General features: G+C 68.4%; 14 protein-coding genes and 1 tRNA gene. 7 read left to right on the top strand and 8 right to left on the bottom strand.

Annotated features, from left to right (window positions below):
- Window positions 1–18 precede the first annotated feature (18 nt).
- The 5 genes from EDF63_RS16840 (at window position 19) to EDF63_RS16825 (ending at window position 3,944) form a co-directional block, all read left to right on the top strand.
- Window positions 19–804, top strand: coding sequence for a dienelactone hydrolase family protein (locus tag EDF63_RS16840; protein ID WP_123314155.1), 786 nt, complete (start codon window positions 19–21; stop codon window positions 802–804).
- Between the two features lie 110 nt (window positions 805–914).
- A tRNA-Arg gene (locus EDF63_RS16835) sits at window positions 915–987 on the top strand.
- Window positions 988–1,248: 261 nt separating this feature from the next.
- Complete coding sequence (locus EDF63_RS19015; RefSeq protein WP_260233153.1) at window positions 1,249–1,371, top strand: hypothetical protein; 123 nt, start codon at window positions 1,249–1,251, stop codon at window positions 1,369–1,371.
- A gap of 1,362 nt (window positions 1,372–2,733) precedes the next feature.
- Window positions 2,734–3,534: a hypothetical protein gene (locus tag EDF63_RS16830; RefSeq protein ID WP_123314154.1), complete on the top strand. Its 801-nt coding sequence runs from the start codon at window positions 2,734–2,736 to the stop codon at window positions 3,532–3,534.
- Window positions 3,534–3,944 (top strand): hypothetical protein, encoded by a 411-nt coding sequence (locus EDF63_RS16825; protein ID WP_123314153.1) that lies wholly within the window; start codon window positions 3,534–3,536, stop codon window positions 3,942–3,944. The genes EDF63_RS16830 and EDF63_RS16825 overlap by 1 nt, the downstream gene beginning before the upstream one ends.
- On the opposite strand, the gene EDF63_RS18460 is transcribed toward EDF63_RS16825, so the two are convergent.
- Window positions 3,913–4,533, bottom strand: a complete 621-nt coding sequence (locus tag EDF63_RS18460) for a hypothetical protein (RefSeq protein ID WP_148061811.1) — start codon at window positions 4,531–4,533, stop codon at window positions 3,913–3,915. The genes EDF63_RS16825 and EDF63_RS18460 overlap by 32 nt on opposite strands.
- Window positions 4,534–5,733: 1,200 nt before the next feature.
- On the opposite strand from EDF63_RS18460, the gene EDF63_RS16810 reads away from it, so the two are divergent.
- Complete coding sequence (locus EDF63_RS16810; RefSeq protein ID WP_123314151.1) at window positions 5,734–6,165, top strand: hypothetical protein; 432 nt, start codon at window positions 5,734–5,736, stop codon at window positions 6,163–6,165.
- Between the two features lie 11 nt (window positions 6,166–6,176).
- Here EDF63_RS16810 and EDF63_RS18795 read toward each other — a convergent pair whose 3' ends face one another.
- A complete protein-coding gene (locus EDF63_RS18795; protein WP_185021489.1) occupies window positions 6,177–6,335 on the bottom strand; it encodes a hypothetical protein in 159 nt (52 codons plus the stop codon).
- Between the two features lie 36 nt (window positions 6,336–6,371).
- On the opposite strand from EDF63_RS18795, the gene EDF63_RS16805 reads away from it, so the two are divergent.
- A complete protein-coding gene (locus tag EDF63_RS16805) occupies window positions 6,372–6,746 on the top strand; it encodes an HIT family protein (RefSeq protein WP_260233152.1) in 375 nt (124 codons plus the stop codon).
- Between the two features lie 40 nt (window positions 6,747–6,786).
- On the opposite strand, the gene EDF63_RS16800 is transcribed toward EDF63_RS16805, so the two are convergent.
- The 6 genes from EDF63_RS16800 to EDF63_RS16775 form a co-directional block, all read right to left on the bottom strand.
- Window positions 6,787–7,125 carry a DUF4190 domain-containing protein gene (locus EDF63_RS16800; RefSeq protein WP_185021488.1) on the bottom strand — a complete coding sequence of 113 codons (339 nt, stop codon included), beginning with the start codon at window positions 7,123–7,125 and terminating at the stop codon, window positions 6,787–6,789.
- Between the two features lie 228 nt (window positions 7,126–7,353).
- Window positions 7,354–9,480, bottom strand: a complete 2,127-nt coding sequence (locus tag EDF63_RS16795) for an acyltransferase family protein (protein WP_185021487.1) — start codon at window positions 9,478–9,480, stop codon at window positions 7,354–7,356.
- Window positions 9,481–9,732: 252 nt separating this feature from the next.
- Window positions 9,733–10,824: an alkene reductase gene (locus tag EDF63_RS16790; RefSeq protein WP_123314147.1), complete on the bottom strand. Its 1,092-nt coding sequence runs from the start codon at window positions 10,822–10,824 to the stop codon at window positions 9,733–9,735.
- 40 nt (window positions 10,825–10,864) lie between these two features.
- Window positions 10,865–11,077, bottom strand: coding sequence for a hypothetical protein (locus tag EDF63_RS16785; protein ID WP_173169183.1), 213 nt, complete (start codon window positions 11,075–11,077; stop codon window positions 10,865–10,867).
- A gap of 51 nt (window positions 11,078–11,128) precedes the next feature.
- The gene (locus tag EDF63_RS16780) at window positions 11,129–11,569 is read right to left on the bottom strand and encodes a MarR family winged helix-turn-helix transcriptional regulator (RefSeq protein ID WP_123314145.1); all 441 of its coding nucleotides are present in this window, start codon (window positions 11,567–11,569) and stop codon (window positions 11,129–11,131) included.
- A 227-nt stretch (window positions 11,570–11,796) separates the two neighbouring features.
- The gene (locus tag EDF63_RS16775) at window positions 11,797–14,466 is read right to left on the bottom strand and encodes an MMPL family transporter (RefSeq protein ID WP_123314144.1); all 2,670 of its coding nucleotides are present in this window, start codon (window positions 14,464–14,466) and stop codon (window positions 11,797–11,799) included.
- Window positions 14,467–14,488: the final 22 nt, after the last annotated feature.

The following is a 14,488-nucleotide window of genomic DNA, read 5'->3' as shown; positions in this document are numbered from 1 at the left end:
GGCGTACCGTCGGACGACGTGACCACCATCGACGACGTCCTGCAGACCGTTCCCGAACCCGCCGGCGCCGACATCCGTGTCGAGCCCGTCCACTACGACCACGAGGGCACCGACCTGCTCGGCGTGCTCGCGAAGGACGCGGCCATCGCCGGGCCCCGCCCCGCCGTCCTGGTGGTGCACGACTGGCACGGCGTGAACGAGCACGTCGAAGCGCGCGTGACGATGCTCGCCCGCCTCGGCTACGTGGCCTTCGGCGCGGACATCTACGGCGCCGGCGTCCGGCCCGGTGACGACACCGCCGGCCAGGTCGCCGGTTCGTACTACCAGGACCTGCCGCTGCTCCGGGCACGCGCCACCGCCGGACTCGAGCGGCTGCGGCAGGACCCCGACGTCGACTCCGCCCGCATCGTCGTCATCGGCTACTGCTTCGGCGGCTCCACCGCGATCGAGCTCGCGCGCACCGGCGCCGACCTGGTCGGAGCGGTGTCGTTCCACGGCGGCCTCATCACGCACGACCCCGCCGACGCCTCGGCGATCCGGGCGAAGCTGCTCGTCCTGACCGGCGGAGCGGACCCCGTCGTGCCCGACGACGCCGTGCACGCCTGGCAGGACGAGATGCGGACCGAACCCGGCGTCGACTGGCAGGTCGTCACGTACGCCGGGGCCATGCACGCGTTCGCCGTTCCCGGCACCGATGCCCCCGACCACGGCGCCCAGTACCAGGAGCGCGCGGACCGTCGATCGTGGCAGGCCCTGCGTGTGTTCCTGGCCGAGGTGTTCGGCGAGGAGGCCGCGGCGCTGTGACGTCGGGGACTCGGCTGTCGCCTCGCGACACGCCGAGTGGAGCGGTCGGGTGGCCTCGATTGGCGCCCGGGCCGGAGCTGTTGTAGAGTCTTCCACGGCCGCAAGGCCACGCGCTCGTAGCTCAATGGATAGAGCATCTGACTACGGATCAGAAGGTTGGGGGTTCGAGTCCCTTCGAGCGCACAGCATCACCGAACCGGTCAACTCCCTCGGTCCCGTCATCGGGACCGGGGGCGTTTTCTGTTGGGGTCGTGCCTGTCTGGAGCCACTGGCTCGGCACGCCCGTCGCCATTGACCAAGCAATCATGCCGATCCTGCGCGGCTTGACGGGCCCAGGCTCGCAACGGACTGTCGTTCGAGCAGCGCGGGTTCACCCGCATTCCCAACGACTGGATACGCGGTCGCCGCCTGAGCTACCGAGCGATCGGGATCCTCGTGCACCTCATGTCGCACAAGGAGGGCTGGAGCCAGACCATCCGCGACCTCGCCGCCAGCCTCCGCGAGGACGACGACAGCGCCCGCGAAGGCCTGTCTGCTGTCCGTACGGCTCTGAAAGAGCTGGAGTGATGGGGTTACGTCTCACGCGAGCAGGCGGGCGGCACGGGCGGCGCGAAGTTCGGTGGCAATGTCTGGACCTTCTCCGACCCGTGGGACACCGCGTCGGGACCTGTGGAGAACCGCTCGGCCGCTCCGGCTGTCCTGGAGGCCGATCCGGACGGTGACGACCCGTCGGAGTCGCAAAACCCCAGCTCAGAGCCGTCGTGCGACTTTCCGTCCACGGGATCCCATGACGCGGAAAAGCCGTCCACGGAAGATCGTACGACTACAGAAGGACTTTCCTCAGAAGAACAACCAGAAGACCAGGGTAAGAACCCCATTGGTCACCTACTCAACATAAGTACAGGTGCGTTCCCAGGTTCCGCTCAGGGAAGCGTCGAGCGCTGCTCCGCATCCCGATCGGGCGTCCACAACCCCGACACCGCCTCGGTCTGGTGCCTCAACGAGTGCGGCGTCCGCGTCGCCGAGCAGATTGGAGCGGTCGCATGACCGAATTCGTCGTCGTCGCATCCCTTGCAATCGGGGCGCTCATCTTGTTGCTCTGGTGCATCCGCCTCCGTGGCGACGTGGGCTACTTCTGATCCCTAGCCAGTGCGACCGGCTCGGACCGTCCTCTTGGTCGGCTCCACCATTTGGAGTTTCTTACGACGTCGAAGCCCATCAACCGTCATCCACGTAACCCGGACGTATCGGTCTCTACGCGTCACGCCGGTGAGGGCTATGTAGGCCTTCGGCTTCATGTCTGTTGGCCCGTGCAAGTGCACCCAGCCGCGAACGTCATGACCTTCAATCAGAGCGCTATAGGCGACGACCGAGCCGATGTTGTCGAGAACCGCTACGAGGCTTCCGTCTTGATCTCGTGCCCATGCAAAGCGGAACTGCGCATCAGTTGCGAGCCGACGAATTCGCTCGCTGGAGCGCCACGAGAGCAGCGCGCCGATTGCGCTCACGACAGCCGCCGTTGTGGCCAAAAGGGTTGCCCATACATCTCCATTCACGTCAACGAGGCTAGCGAGAACGACAAATGACCGACACGACACCGCTTGTAGGGATCGCTCTTGCAGCAGTGATCTGCTGGACTGCATGGGGCGTCGTCGTCTGGAAGGGGCATCGACGTGGCTGACCGACTGCAGTGCGTCCGAGAGGACGCCCACACCCGACATGGCTGGCAGTCCGTACGGACTCTAGAGCGGTTCGTGTGCGAAGGGCTGACAGACCGCCAGGTGGAAGAGGCCGCTCGCGGCCCAGCAGGGACGGCGAAGCGGGCAACCGGCCTCTCGGGATCGGCTCGACCCCCCGAGAACTCGGGATCGGCATCCGAGCCACGAGGTTCACCCCCGCCCTGGAGAACGCCGTCAGGAAGGCCACATCGTGACCGAGCCCGGATTCATCAGCGAGGCCGACGCCGCGACCTGGCTCGGCATGAGCAAACGCCAGCTCGCCGACCTCCGCCGCAAGGGCCACGGACCAGCGTGGATGCCCTCCGGCCGATTCGCCCGCTACACCGTCGCCAGCGTCGCGGCGTACGCGCTCAGCCTCGCGGGTCGCACCCGCGACAAGCTCCCCGTGCCCTGGACAGCCTCGGCCGTCACGGACGACTGTGCCGCATTCTGCTCGCACGTCCTCTGGGGCGGCAAGCCCGGACCGATCATCTGGGTCGACGGCTTCAAATCGGCCGGCGACGGCACCTACGCCGCCGGATCCGGAGACCTCCAGCCGTGGGACGTGCTCCTGTTCGACTGGGACGCCAACGGCGTCGGCAACCACGTCGAGTTCATGGTCGCCGACCTCTGCAACGGCTACGTCCGCACGTTCGGCGCGAACGGTTCCGACACCCGCCCCGCCGCCTACCGGGTCCGACCCAAGTGCTACATCCTCGGCCGCTTCCGACGCCGCTGGAGGCTCGCCCCCGCGCCCCCGGATCAGACCGCCACCCCACCAGCAACCGCCCTTAGGCGGCACCGCATGTACACATTCGTTCCGCTCGTCCAGAAGTCGAGCGACAAGCCGAAGGCGATCTACGTCTGCAGGACCATCACGGGCAAAACCGCACCCATCCAGAGCCTGGACCACAAGGAGCTGTTGGAGCGGTGGCGCGACAACGAGGGCGGCGACAAGATGCTGGCCGCCGAAGCGGCCATCGTCCGCACCTACCTGAACCGGAACAAGTGATGGGCGCCCACGAGCGCACCGTCACGGTGCAACCGATCTGGTACACCCGCCAAAGGTGGATGCGCACCGCTGTGCAGACCGCACTCGCGTTTCTCGTTGGCCTCGGCGGATCCGTGGCCGTGCTCCAAGCCTTGGCCCCGAAGGTACTTGCCGCCTTAGTTGACGTCCTGCCCGGCTCGTGGCTCACGAGGCTCGGTGGCGCGTTCGCCTTCGTCGTCGCGATCGCCCCCGCCCTGTCCAAGCTCAAGGCGATCCCGCTGGTCAACACGTGGCTTACCCACATCGGTGCCGGATCGGTGTCCCGGGCCACAGCGCTCGAAGACCCGGAGCTGGACGACGTCTCCAAACTAACAACCAGCGCTGGCTTTCCCGATGTCCTCAAGGCTGAACCGGAAGATGCTCTCGGCTGATTTCGGGCGCCACATGTGTGTCGCGAGCTTCGCTGAAATCGTTGAAGAACATAGCCGCCATGGAATCGACGTCAAGTGCCCCCGGAAGACTTTCGCTCGTTGTGTCTTTTCGAACTTCTAGAGCGATTTGTGCAACGGCACGCATGAGTTCCAGGCGAAGTTCCGGGGGAATCCGCACAGGCCCTCGATCTGCAAGCGGCGATACCAAAGTGTTCCAGTGGGTAATCAGCCTGATCAGTTCGGGTGACCCCCATACCGCAACGCGGGCTCGCCGCTTCGATTCGGCAGTGTTAGCTCCAGCGAATGATCCCAGCAGTTGTACGACGAGATCTTCGTAGGGCTCCTGTCGGCGTTCCCGGAGCTCGCGTAGACGGCGAGCGTCGACCGTCTCGTTCAGGCGCAACGCCACGAGGCCGGCAATACTCGCCGCAAGCATCGTTGCCGCCGCGCCAGTGGTGCTGTGAAGATGCTTCACCAGCAGACTCGCGACGCCTAGAGCGAAGCCGGCGACTACAACCACCCACAGAACCCCAATCAAACTTGGGCGCGTTGCTCGCAGGGCGAGTCGAAGTGATTTTCTACTCCACATGGGTGTCACCTTAGGCGCACGACAGGCCAGAGTGAGTCCTACGACGCTATTGCCTCGATGGTGCGACGTCGATCCGTGTCGTCGGTCGCGACGTAGATGCGGGTCGTCGCAGGGGAGCATGTCCGAGCAGGTCTTGAACGACGGCGAGGTCGCGGTTAACCCGGTGTGCACGTGACGCGAAGCGGTGCCGCGATGAGTGGATGGCCCAGTCTCGGTCGAGGAGCCGATTGACGAGTTTCCCGACCCAGCGAGGCGACAGGTGTCCGTCCTCGTCCCCCGGGAACAGGATCCGTACGGCTGATCGCGAAGAATTGCAGCGAAGCCGCGAGTGACCGACACCACGCGGCGTTTGCCGCCCTTTTCATGCACGACCAGCGACCAGCCGCATTGCGGGCCACGCCGCGACGTGATCGCGTGTTCTCGTACATGTCGCCCCACTACGCAACCGGGTACGACGGCGTGGCCCCAGGCATCGCTATGCCGCGGGCTTCGCTCGTGCCGGGACAGGCGTTGGGGCCGCTGGTGCCGTACGGCGAATGGGCGTCACTGTGCCGCGGTGCGTGGCGTCGCGAGCCGCCTGGGCTACAGAACAGAAGGTTGGGGGTTCGAGTCCCTTCGAGCGCGCAGTGCCGTTTGAACGGCATGACACCGAACAGATGAAGGGCCCCGGCGGATTCCGCTGGGGCCCTTCGTCGTTGGTGGTGGTTCGTGCGCGAGTTCGAATGTTGCATTCGAAGTCCTTGGGGTTCGGGTGCCTCCGGGTCTACCTTCCTTGCATGGTTCGGCGAGGTCAGCAACCACGGCGAGACGTGCGCCGCGCGCGCCTCGCTGCGGAACGTGCCGCCGCGGATCAAGAACGCGGCCGCTTCCGCCCGCCCGATCGACGAGATTGCGTCGAACGGAGCTGGTACCAGAGCCTCGACGACACGGACACGATGCGGCTGGACCACCGGCTCTACCGGGCAGACGGTCGACTCGTCGACTTCGCGTTGATCGTGATCGCTCTGCAGCTCGACGGAGCGTGGCGGGAGGTCGCGCGCGTGGACTGCTGCCACGGACACGTGCACCTTCACCACGAGGACGGCACAGTCAGCTCGATCGGACCGTTGCACCGTGTCGCGGACGTCGCTGAACACTTGGACGCTGCGCTGGTCCGCCTGACGGCGTACGCCGTTACAATCCGGGACATGAGAGGCAGTGATGACTGAACTTGCCGAGCTCGACATCTTCCGTGTCGAGGTCGATCGCGCCCTCGCGGTCGGCCCCTTCGCAGAACTCGTACTCGAGGTTGTCGACGTCGACGGACACTGTCCTGTCGTCGTTGCACTGGAGCACGAACGCCTGCCGGTGCTCCTGCGTCGGATCGAGAACGTCGGCGGGTACGCCAACGTCTTCGTGCGAGCGCGGCGAGGCATCCGTCGGATCGCCGTCATGGACGTCGACGGTGCGCTCGACGTGCGTGCAGCAGAGGACATGCGCGAACCCGGCGAGCAGCCCAGCTCGTCGAGCACCGTCGGAGCGTTCCTCGACTACCTGGCGCACTGCGCTGGGGGCATCGTGCTCCCGGCACGCTTGGCGACCGCGTCGCACGGCGCTCTTCCCGCGCGGCAGGTGGAGATCGTCAGCGTCTGACCCGCTTCAGATCACCGGCGCCGACGCCCGAGCAGCGCGATCCCCAGCACGACCAGGGCCACGATGACGAGCCCGACGACGACGAGCGGGGGAAACAGGTCGACCGACGCGGTGTCGTGGCAGTCGACGTTCCCGACAGCACAGGAGGCGAGGACGGTCGTCGAGGTCATGGTCCGAGTGAAGCACGGCGAGGTTGGATGGGGAACATGACGACGACGTCCGTGTTCGAACAGGTCCCACCAGCGCAGTGGGTCGCGGACGACGAGTTCGTCTTCGCGATCCTCGATGCACACCCGGTGTCACCTGGTCACACGCTCGTCATCCCGAAGCGGCGGATCACCAGCTGGTTCGATGCGACCGGGGGAGAGCTCGCCGCGATGACCCGGATGGTGGCGCTGCTGAAGGCCCGGCTCGACGAGCAGCACCATCCGGACGGCTACAACGTCGGGTTCAACGACGGATCGTCCGCCGGCCAGACCGTGTTCCACGCCCACCTGCACGTCATCCCGCGTTTCGCCGGCGATGTGCCGGCGCCGGCAGGCGGAGTGCGGCACGCCGTCATCGGGCGCGGGCACTACTGAGCGCGGTGGCCAGTGGCCGGTGGAAGGACGGGGCGTCGAGTCAGCCCCAGGGGTGGATCGTCGAGTCGATGACGCCGGACAGCGCGAGGGCTCCGGGGACGAGCACGCCGAACAGCGTCAGCGTCGCGCCGATCAGGATGGCCGCGAACGCCAGTCCGTCACCGCGCTCGCCGGTCCGTCGGACCTCGTGCCGCGCGATGAACCCGACGACGACGCCGCCGATCGGGGCGACGAAGGCGAGCGCGATCGCCACGACGGCGAGGAGGCTCAGCGGGGCGAGTGCGGGCGTCCCGTCCGTGCTCGGAGTGGAGGCTGCCAGGGCGGAGACGGCCGGGGCGGAGGTGGCCGGCGCGGAAGGCTCGGGGGCGAGGTCGGTCACGGGTGTCTTCCGTTCAGTCGGCGCACGTGCTGAACTGCGGGCGTGCGAGGTCCGGCCCAAGAGTAGAGGGACGGCGCCCGCAGCGAAGGCCCGCGTTCGGGTCCAGCTAGCCAGTCGCCGCGACTTCGTGAGCAGAAATGGTCGGGTGTCGTCGACAGGACTCGACCATTTCTGCTCACGAAGCGCTCAGCGCTCGCGCTCAGCGCTCACGAAGCGCACGCGCTCAGCTCAGCGCCCGAGCGCCGTGAGCTGCTTCTGCAGCCCACGCTCGAGGTACGGCTCCAACGACGTCGCCCACGTTGCCGTGATGTGCGTCGTGTCCCGGTAGACCAGCACGCCGCCGATCACCGCGGGGCACGTCGTCTCGGTGCAGTAGTAGTCGGTCAGGTCGATGACCGCGGCTCGTCCTCCGGCGGCCTTGAACGCCCGGACGGCCTCGATCGATGAGTCGGTCTGGGCGAGGGCCTCGGAGCGGGGCCGGTCGCACGACGCGTTCGTCGGTCCGGACATCTTGCTCACGCACGCGATGACGTCGGGTCGGGGGACCGGGTTGTCGCGGATGGCGATGACGGGGAGCTCGTCGCCGGCGGCCTGCTCCCAGGCGTCGACGAGGCCGTTGCGGGTCGCGATGTCGCGGGAGGGTCCGGCCGGCAGGCTGACGGGCATCTGCGTGGCGGAGTGGGTGACGACCAGGGCGTCGGCGTCGCGGTGGGCGCGGACGTAGTCGATGGCCGCGTGCTTCCACGCGTTGCAGCCGCGCAGCGAGCCGGCGTTCACCGAGTTCTGCTGCGCCGTGGTGAGGTAGCACCCGCCGATGCCGGCCAGGTCGATGCGCCACCCGTTGTCGTCGGCGATCTTCTCGTAGGCGCCGAGCAGGGCGTTGCTGTGCGAGTCGCCGATGACGATCAGGCGCTTGGACCAGCCGGTCGCCTTGCCGAGCACGCAGGTGCGGAAGGTGCCGCTCCAGCACTCGGGGCGGTTCGCGTCGTCGTCCTCGGCAGCGGCGGGGTCGGGGACGCGCGTGTCGGCCAGTGCCGGGTCGACGCAGGGGTCGGCGGAGCTGATCCGTGCCGCGGCGCCGATGCAGGACTCGTCGTGCTGCGCCCGTTCGGTCGCGAGCTGCTTCGTGAGTTGCTTGGTGGCGCCTTCCGCGTGGACCTCCTGCACGTAGACCGCGGTCAGGGTCGAGGCGCCGAGGGTCACGACCGTGAAGGTGCAGATGACGCCGAGGGCGACGACCCCGCGGGGCCGCAGGTCACGCAGCCAGCTCGAGAACCGGACGGGTTCCTCGAACCAGATGGTCGTGGCCGTGGCGAGCCCGACCGACACCAGGAGCACCGAGGTGCTGGTCGCCCAGTCGAGCGGGCGCCCGAGCATGATCGGCAGGATCACGACGAGCGGCCAGTGCCACAGGTACAGGGCGTACGAGATCCGTCCGGTGAACGCGACCGGGCCGAGCGCTCCGATCGACTCGAACACGGTGCGTCCGCCGAACAGCACCACGAGGGTCGCGCCGGCGACGGGGAGCAGCGCGGCGATCCCGGGGAACGGCGTCTCCGCCCCGATGACGAACAGCGACAGGACGAGGGCCACGGCGCCGATGCTCGTCAGGATCATCCGCACTCGTCGGGCGACCTCGGTGCGGACCTCGGGCAGGTGCACGGTCGCGGCGAGGCCGCCGAGCGCGAACTCCCACGCCCGGGTGCCGGTGGAGAAGTACGCGACGCCGGGGTTCGTGCTGCTCTGCACGATGCTCCACACCAGGGACAGGACGACGACCGCACCGAGCAACAGTCGTGCGGAGGTCAGCGTCGAGAGGCGACCGCGGACGGCCACCGCCAGCCCGATCAGCAGCAGGGGCAGGACGATGTAGAACTGCTCCTCGACCGACAGCGACCAGAAGTGCTGGAACGGCGAGGGGTCGTCGGCCGAGGCCAGGTAGTCGACCGAGTTCGCCGCCAGCTCCCAGTTCTGCAGGTAGACGGTCGACGCGATGAGCTCGCGGCCGTACTGCCCCCACAGCGCGCTCGGTACGGCGACGAGCACTGCGGCGCCGGTGGTCAGGATGGTGAGGAGCGCGGCCGGCAGCAGGCGTTTCGCCCGGCGTGACCAGAACCGGCCGAGGTGGATCGTGCCGGTGGCGAGCTGTTCGCGCAGCAGGAGTCCCGTTATGAGGAACCCGGAGATCACGAAGAAGACGTCGACGCCGACGAAGCCACCCCGCAGGGCGTGCGGCCACAGGTGGTACACGACGACGGCCAGCACCGCGAAGGCGCGGAGGCCCTGGATGTCCCACCGCGTCGTGTCGCGCGCGCGGTGCGCGGGGCCCCGCTCGCCCGGCGTTGCAGTGTTCACTGCGACGATCCTACGAGAAGCGCGTCGTGCCCTGGGACGGCATGCGAGAAGACGGGAGGCCCGTGGCGGTCCCGCCACGGGCCTCCCGTCCGTCGTTCGCTTGCCCCCACCCCGTAAGGTTCCGAGATCTCGGAACCTCGCGGGCACGCACCGTCCTGATCGGAACCTCGACGGAACGCACGCGGGGTGTCGTGGAACCTCGGCAGCACGCGCGCGGGGTGTCGCGGAACCCCGGCGGAACCGCGCGCAGCGTCAGACGGTCGCGCGCACCTCGGCCAGCGACGGGTAGTCGGTGTAGCCCTCGGCGCCCGCGCCGTAGAAGAGCTCCGGGCGGGGCTCGTTGAGCTCCGCGTCCTGCTCCCAGCGGTGGGCGAGGTCCGGGTTCGCGATGGCGGGACGGCCGACGGCGATCGCGTCGGCGATGTCCTGGTCGTGGACGACGGTGATCGCTTCCTCACGCGTGGTCATCGCGCTGAAGCCCGAGTTGACGATGAACGGTGCGCCCGCGGTACGGCGGACGTGCTGCACGAGGTCGCCGGTCGGCTCGGCGTGCAGGACGTCGACGAAGGCGAGCCCGAGCGGTGCGAGGCCCTCGGCGATCGCCGTGTAGGTCGCGCGGACGTCGGCCGCGTCGTCCTCGATGACGCCCTGGATGCCGTGCTCGGGCGACAGGCGGATGCCGGTGCGGTCCGCGCCGACGGCTTCGGCGACGGCGGTGGTGACCTCGATCGCGAAGCGGGCGCGGTTCTCGGGGGAGCCGCCGTACTGGTCGGTGCGGGTGTTCGACACCGGGGACATGAACTCGTGCACGAGGTAGCCGTTGGCGCCGTGGACCTCGACGCCGTCGAGTCCGGCGGCGATCGCGTTGCGGGCGGCCTGCGCGAAGCCCTGCACGGCGTCCTGCACCTCGGCGGTGGTCAGCTCGTGGGGGACGGGCATGTCGGCCTTGCCGGTCGCGGTGTGGGTCTGTCCGGGGGCGGCGATGGCGCTCGGGGCGACGATGCGCGGCGTCTGCGAGATGTCCGGGTGGGAGACGCGGCCACCGTGCATGAGCTGCATCACGATGGTGCCGCCCTCGGCGTGCACGGCGTCGGCGACGCGGCGCCAGCCGGCGATCTGCTCGTCGGTCTCGATGCCGGGCTGCCCGGGGTAGGAGCGGCCTTCCTGCACGGGCCAGGTGCCCTCGGTGATGATCATGCCGAGGCCCGCACGCTGACGGTAGTGCTCGACGAGCAGGTCGTTCGGGATCCCGTGCTCGCCGGCGCGGGTGCGCGTGAGCGGGGCCATGACGACGCGGTTCGACAGGCGCAGGGCGCCGAAGGAGGTGGGTTCGAAGAGCTTCACGAGAGGAGCAACGTCGTGTTGCTCGGTGCAATTCCCGCCGTCAGTCGCGCGGGCACACCAGCGTCGAGGAGCGGACCTGGCCCTCGGGGCGGATCACCTGGTGCAGCGAGAGGGGCTTGCCGCAGATGGGGCAGCCGCGGTCCACCGACCGGTCGTCGACACCTTCGGGGTGCCCGGCGCCGATCTGTGACGGACCCATCTTGTTGATGAGCGTCGTGTTCCACCGTTCGTACCACTTGCCGAAGCGACCCACGGTGCATCCTTTCGTTCGTGCACGAACCATTATGGCACCATCGGCCGCAGATCACACCTGGTCGACACGATCCAGCAGCTCGGTCAAGTCGTCCTTGAGTGCCTCGAGGCGTTCGAGTGGCCAGCCGAGCCGGTCGGCGACGGCCAGCGGGACCGCCCGGGCCCGGTCGCGCAGTGCCCGCCCGGCCGTGGTGAGCGAGACCTCGAGCTGTCGTTCGTCCGCTGCGCTGCGGGTCCGGCGGACGTAGCCCGAGGCCTCGAGCCGCTTGAGCAAGGGGCTGAGCGTCGCCGAGTCGAGCCGGAGCTCGCCGGCGATCTCGCGCACCGACCGCGGGTCCCGCTCCCAGAGCGCGAGCATCACGAGGTACTGCGGATGCGTCAGGCCCATCGGTTCGAGCAGGTCGCGGTACAGCCCGATGACGCTCCGGCTCGTCGCCGCGAGGGCGAAGCAGAGCTGCCGGTCGAGCGCGAGCGGGTCGGGATCGGTGGTCATGCGCCCACGATACCGTTCGCCCACGAAGTGTTCTCGGGGCGCTGTGGGCTCGCGGGTCGATGCGACAAGATCGACGTCGTACGACATCGATCTTGTCGCACTGGCGCGGACGCAAGAGTTGCAGGCGCTCCGGGTCGCGGGTCGCGGGGCGCGGGGTGGGCGCACGCACGGGAGGCCCGGTGCCGGTCTCGTGGACCGGCCCCGGGCCTCCAGGCTGGGTGCGTCGACTACGCGCGGTGCGCGGGCGGGTGCCCCGAGTCGTGCGCGTTGGCGTCCGGCGCCACGGGGAGGGCGTGCGACCCCGTGTGTGTGTCCTCGTGGCCGGGCTGACCGGGCTGACCGGCGACGGGGTGCGACCGCTCGAGCTTCGCGCCCTCGACGTCGACGTCCGGCACGATCCGGTCGAGCCACTTCGGGAACCACCACGCGCTCTGGCCGAGCAGGTGCATCGCGGCCGGGATGAGCAGCATGCGGACGACGAACGCGTCGATGAGCACACCGAACGCCAGCCCGAAGCCGATCGGCTTGATGGTGGAGGAGTCCGAGAAGATGAAGCCCGCGAACACCGAGATCATGATGATCGCCGCTGCCGTGACCACCGCGCGACCGGCGTGCAGCCCGCGCTGGACCGCGACCTTCGCCGAGGCGCCGTGGGCGTAGGCCTCACGCATGCCGGACACCAGGAACAGCTGGTAGTCCATCGCCAGGCCGAACAGGATGCCGATCTCGATGATGGGCAGGAAGCTCAGGATCGGCGCCGGATCGTGCACGCCGAACACGGAGCCGAGCCAGCCCCACTGGTAGATCGCGGTCAGGCCACCGAAGGACGCCATCACCGACAGGATGAAGCCCGCCGTCGCCGTGATCGGGACCAGGAAGGACCGGAACACGATGATCAGGATGATGAGCGACAGGCCGACGACCACCACGAGGTAGAGCGGCAGGACGTTCGACAGCTTCTCGGACACGTCGATGTTGGCCGACGCGTTGCCCGCGACGCCGAGCGAGACGGTGCCGTCGTCGGTCGTGACGGTCTGCTCACGCAGGTCCTTCACGAGGTTCTCGGTGGAGATGCTGTCCGGTCCACCGGCCGGCTTCACCTGGAACGCGATGATGTCGCGGTCCGACGAGGTACCGATCGGCAGGACGGCCTTGACGTCGTCGTTCTTCGCCAGGGCCTCGCCGATGGTGACCTCGGTCGCGGTGACGTCGGACTTGCTGATCGACTCCGGCAGGGTCGCGACGACGAGCAGCGGACCGTTCTGACCGGCGCCGAACTCCTCGTCGAGGGCCTTGTACGCCTTGTACTGGCTCGAGTCGACGGACTCGGACGCGCCGGTCGGCAGGCCGAGGCGCATCTGCGTCGCGGGGAGCGCGATGGTACCGAGCACGGCGACGCCGGCGACGAGCGTGACGATCGCGCGCCAGGTCTTCATCGGCTTGTTCGGCACCCGGGTCGAGCCGGTGTTGCCGATCTTCGCGCGCTCCTTCTTCCGCAGGATCCGCATCCCGATCAGGGACAGCAGTGCGGGCGTGAAGGACGTGGCGATGAGGATCGCGAAGAACACCGCGACCGCACCGACGGTGCCCATGAGGCCGAGGAACGGGATCCCGGTGATGTTCAGCGCGAGCAGGGCGACGATGACGGTGGCGCCGGCGAACACCACGGCGTTGCCCGAGGTGCCGTTCGCGAGGCCGATGGACTCGTGCACCTGCATGCCCTGCTTCAGCTGCGTGCGGTGTCGGTTCAGGATGAAGAGCGAGTAGTCGATGCCGACCGCCAGGCCCAGCATCACCCCCAGCACGGGCGTGACCGAGATGAACTCGACCAGTCCGGAGAACGACAGCGAGGCGAGTGAGGCCACACCGACGCCGAGCACGGCGCTGACGAGCGGGATCGCCGCACCGATGATCGTGCGGAGCATCAGGAAGAGCACGAGCGCGGCGATGATGACACCGACGATCTCGCCCGGGCCGAGGATCGACGGCACACCCTGGGCGATGTCGTTCGACACGTACACGTTGACACCGCTGATGTCGGCCGAGTCGGCGTCGTCCGCGATCGCCGTCTTCGTGTCGGCGGGGACCTCGTAGGTCGACTTCGTGAACTGGACGGTGCCGATGACCGCGCTGCCGTTCGACGACACGAAGCGGACGTCCTTCGACAGGTCGAGGAGCTTCGAGCCCTGCTCCAGCTCCTCGGCGCTGTCGTCGAGCTTCTTCGTGTTCGCGTCGATCGTCTTCTGCGCGTCGGCGATCTGCTGCTCGCCGGCGTCGATCTGCGCCTGCTGTGCGTCGATCTGGGCCTGCGCCTGCTGGAGCTGCGCCGCCGCGGCCTGCGCCTGCGCTGCCGGGACCGCTGCGGAGCCGGCTGCCTGCGCCTGGGCCTTCTGGGCGTCCAGCTGCGCCTGCGCGTCGGCGATCTGCTGCTTGCCGGACGTCAGTTGCGCCTTCTGGGCGTCGAGCTGGTCCTGGCCGGTCTCGAGCTTCGCGCGGCCGTCGGTGATCTCCTTGCGGCCGTCGACGATCTTCTGGCGCTGCTCGTCGAGCTGGTCCTGGGTGTCGAACCCGCTCGTCGCGCCCTTGACGCCGTCGAGCTTCTCGACCTCGGCCAGGAAGTCCGCGACCTCCGACTTCTGCGCGTCGGTGAACGCCTTGCCGTTCTTCGTCTCGAAGACGATCGTGCCGTTGCCGCCGTTCGCGGACGGGAACTTGTCGGCGAGCTCGTCCTGCACCTGACTCGTCTTGGTGTTGGGGATCGAGATCGCCGACGAGATCGTGCCCGAGAACAGGCTGTAGGTGACGCCGGCGACGGCCATGATCACCACCCAGGTGATGATCACGAGCCAGTGGCGTCGTGCGGAGAACCGTCCGAGACGGTAGAGGAGACCGGCCATGCGGTTGCCCCGTTCCTTTCGT

It is taken from the genome of Curtobacterium sp. JUb34 (genome assembly GCF_003755065.1).
Classification (GTDB): Bacteria; Actinomycetota; Actinomycetes; order Actinomycetales; family Microbacteriaceae; genus Curtobacterium.
This window is presented reverse-complemented; position numbering and strand designations above follow the sequence as displayed.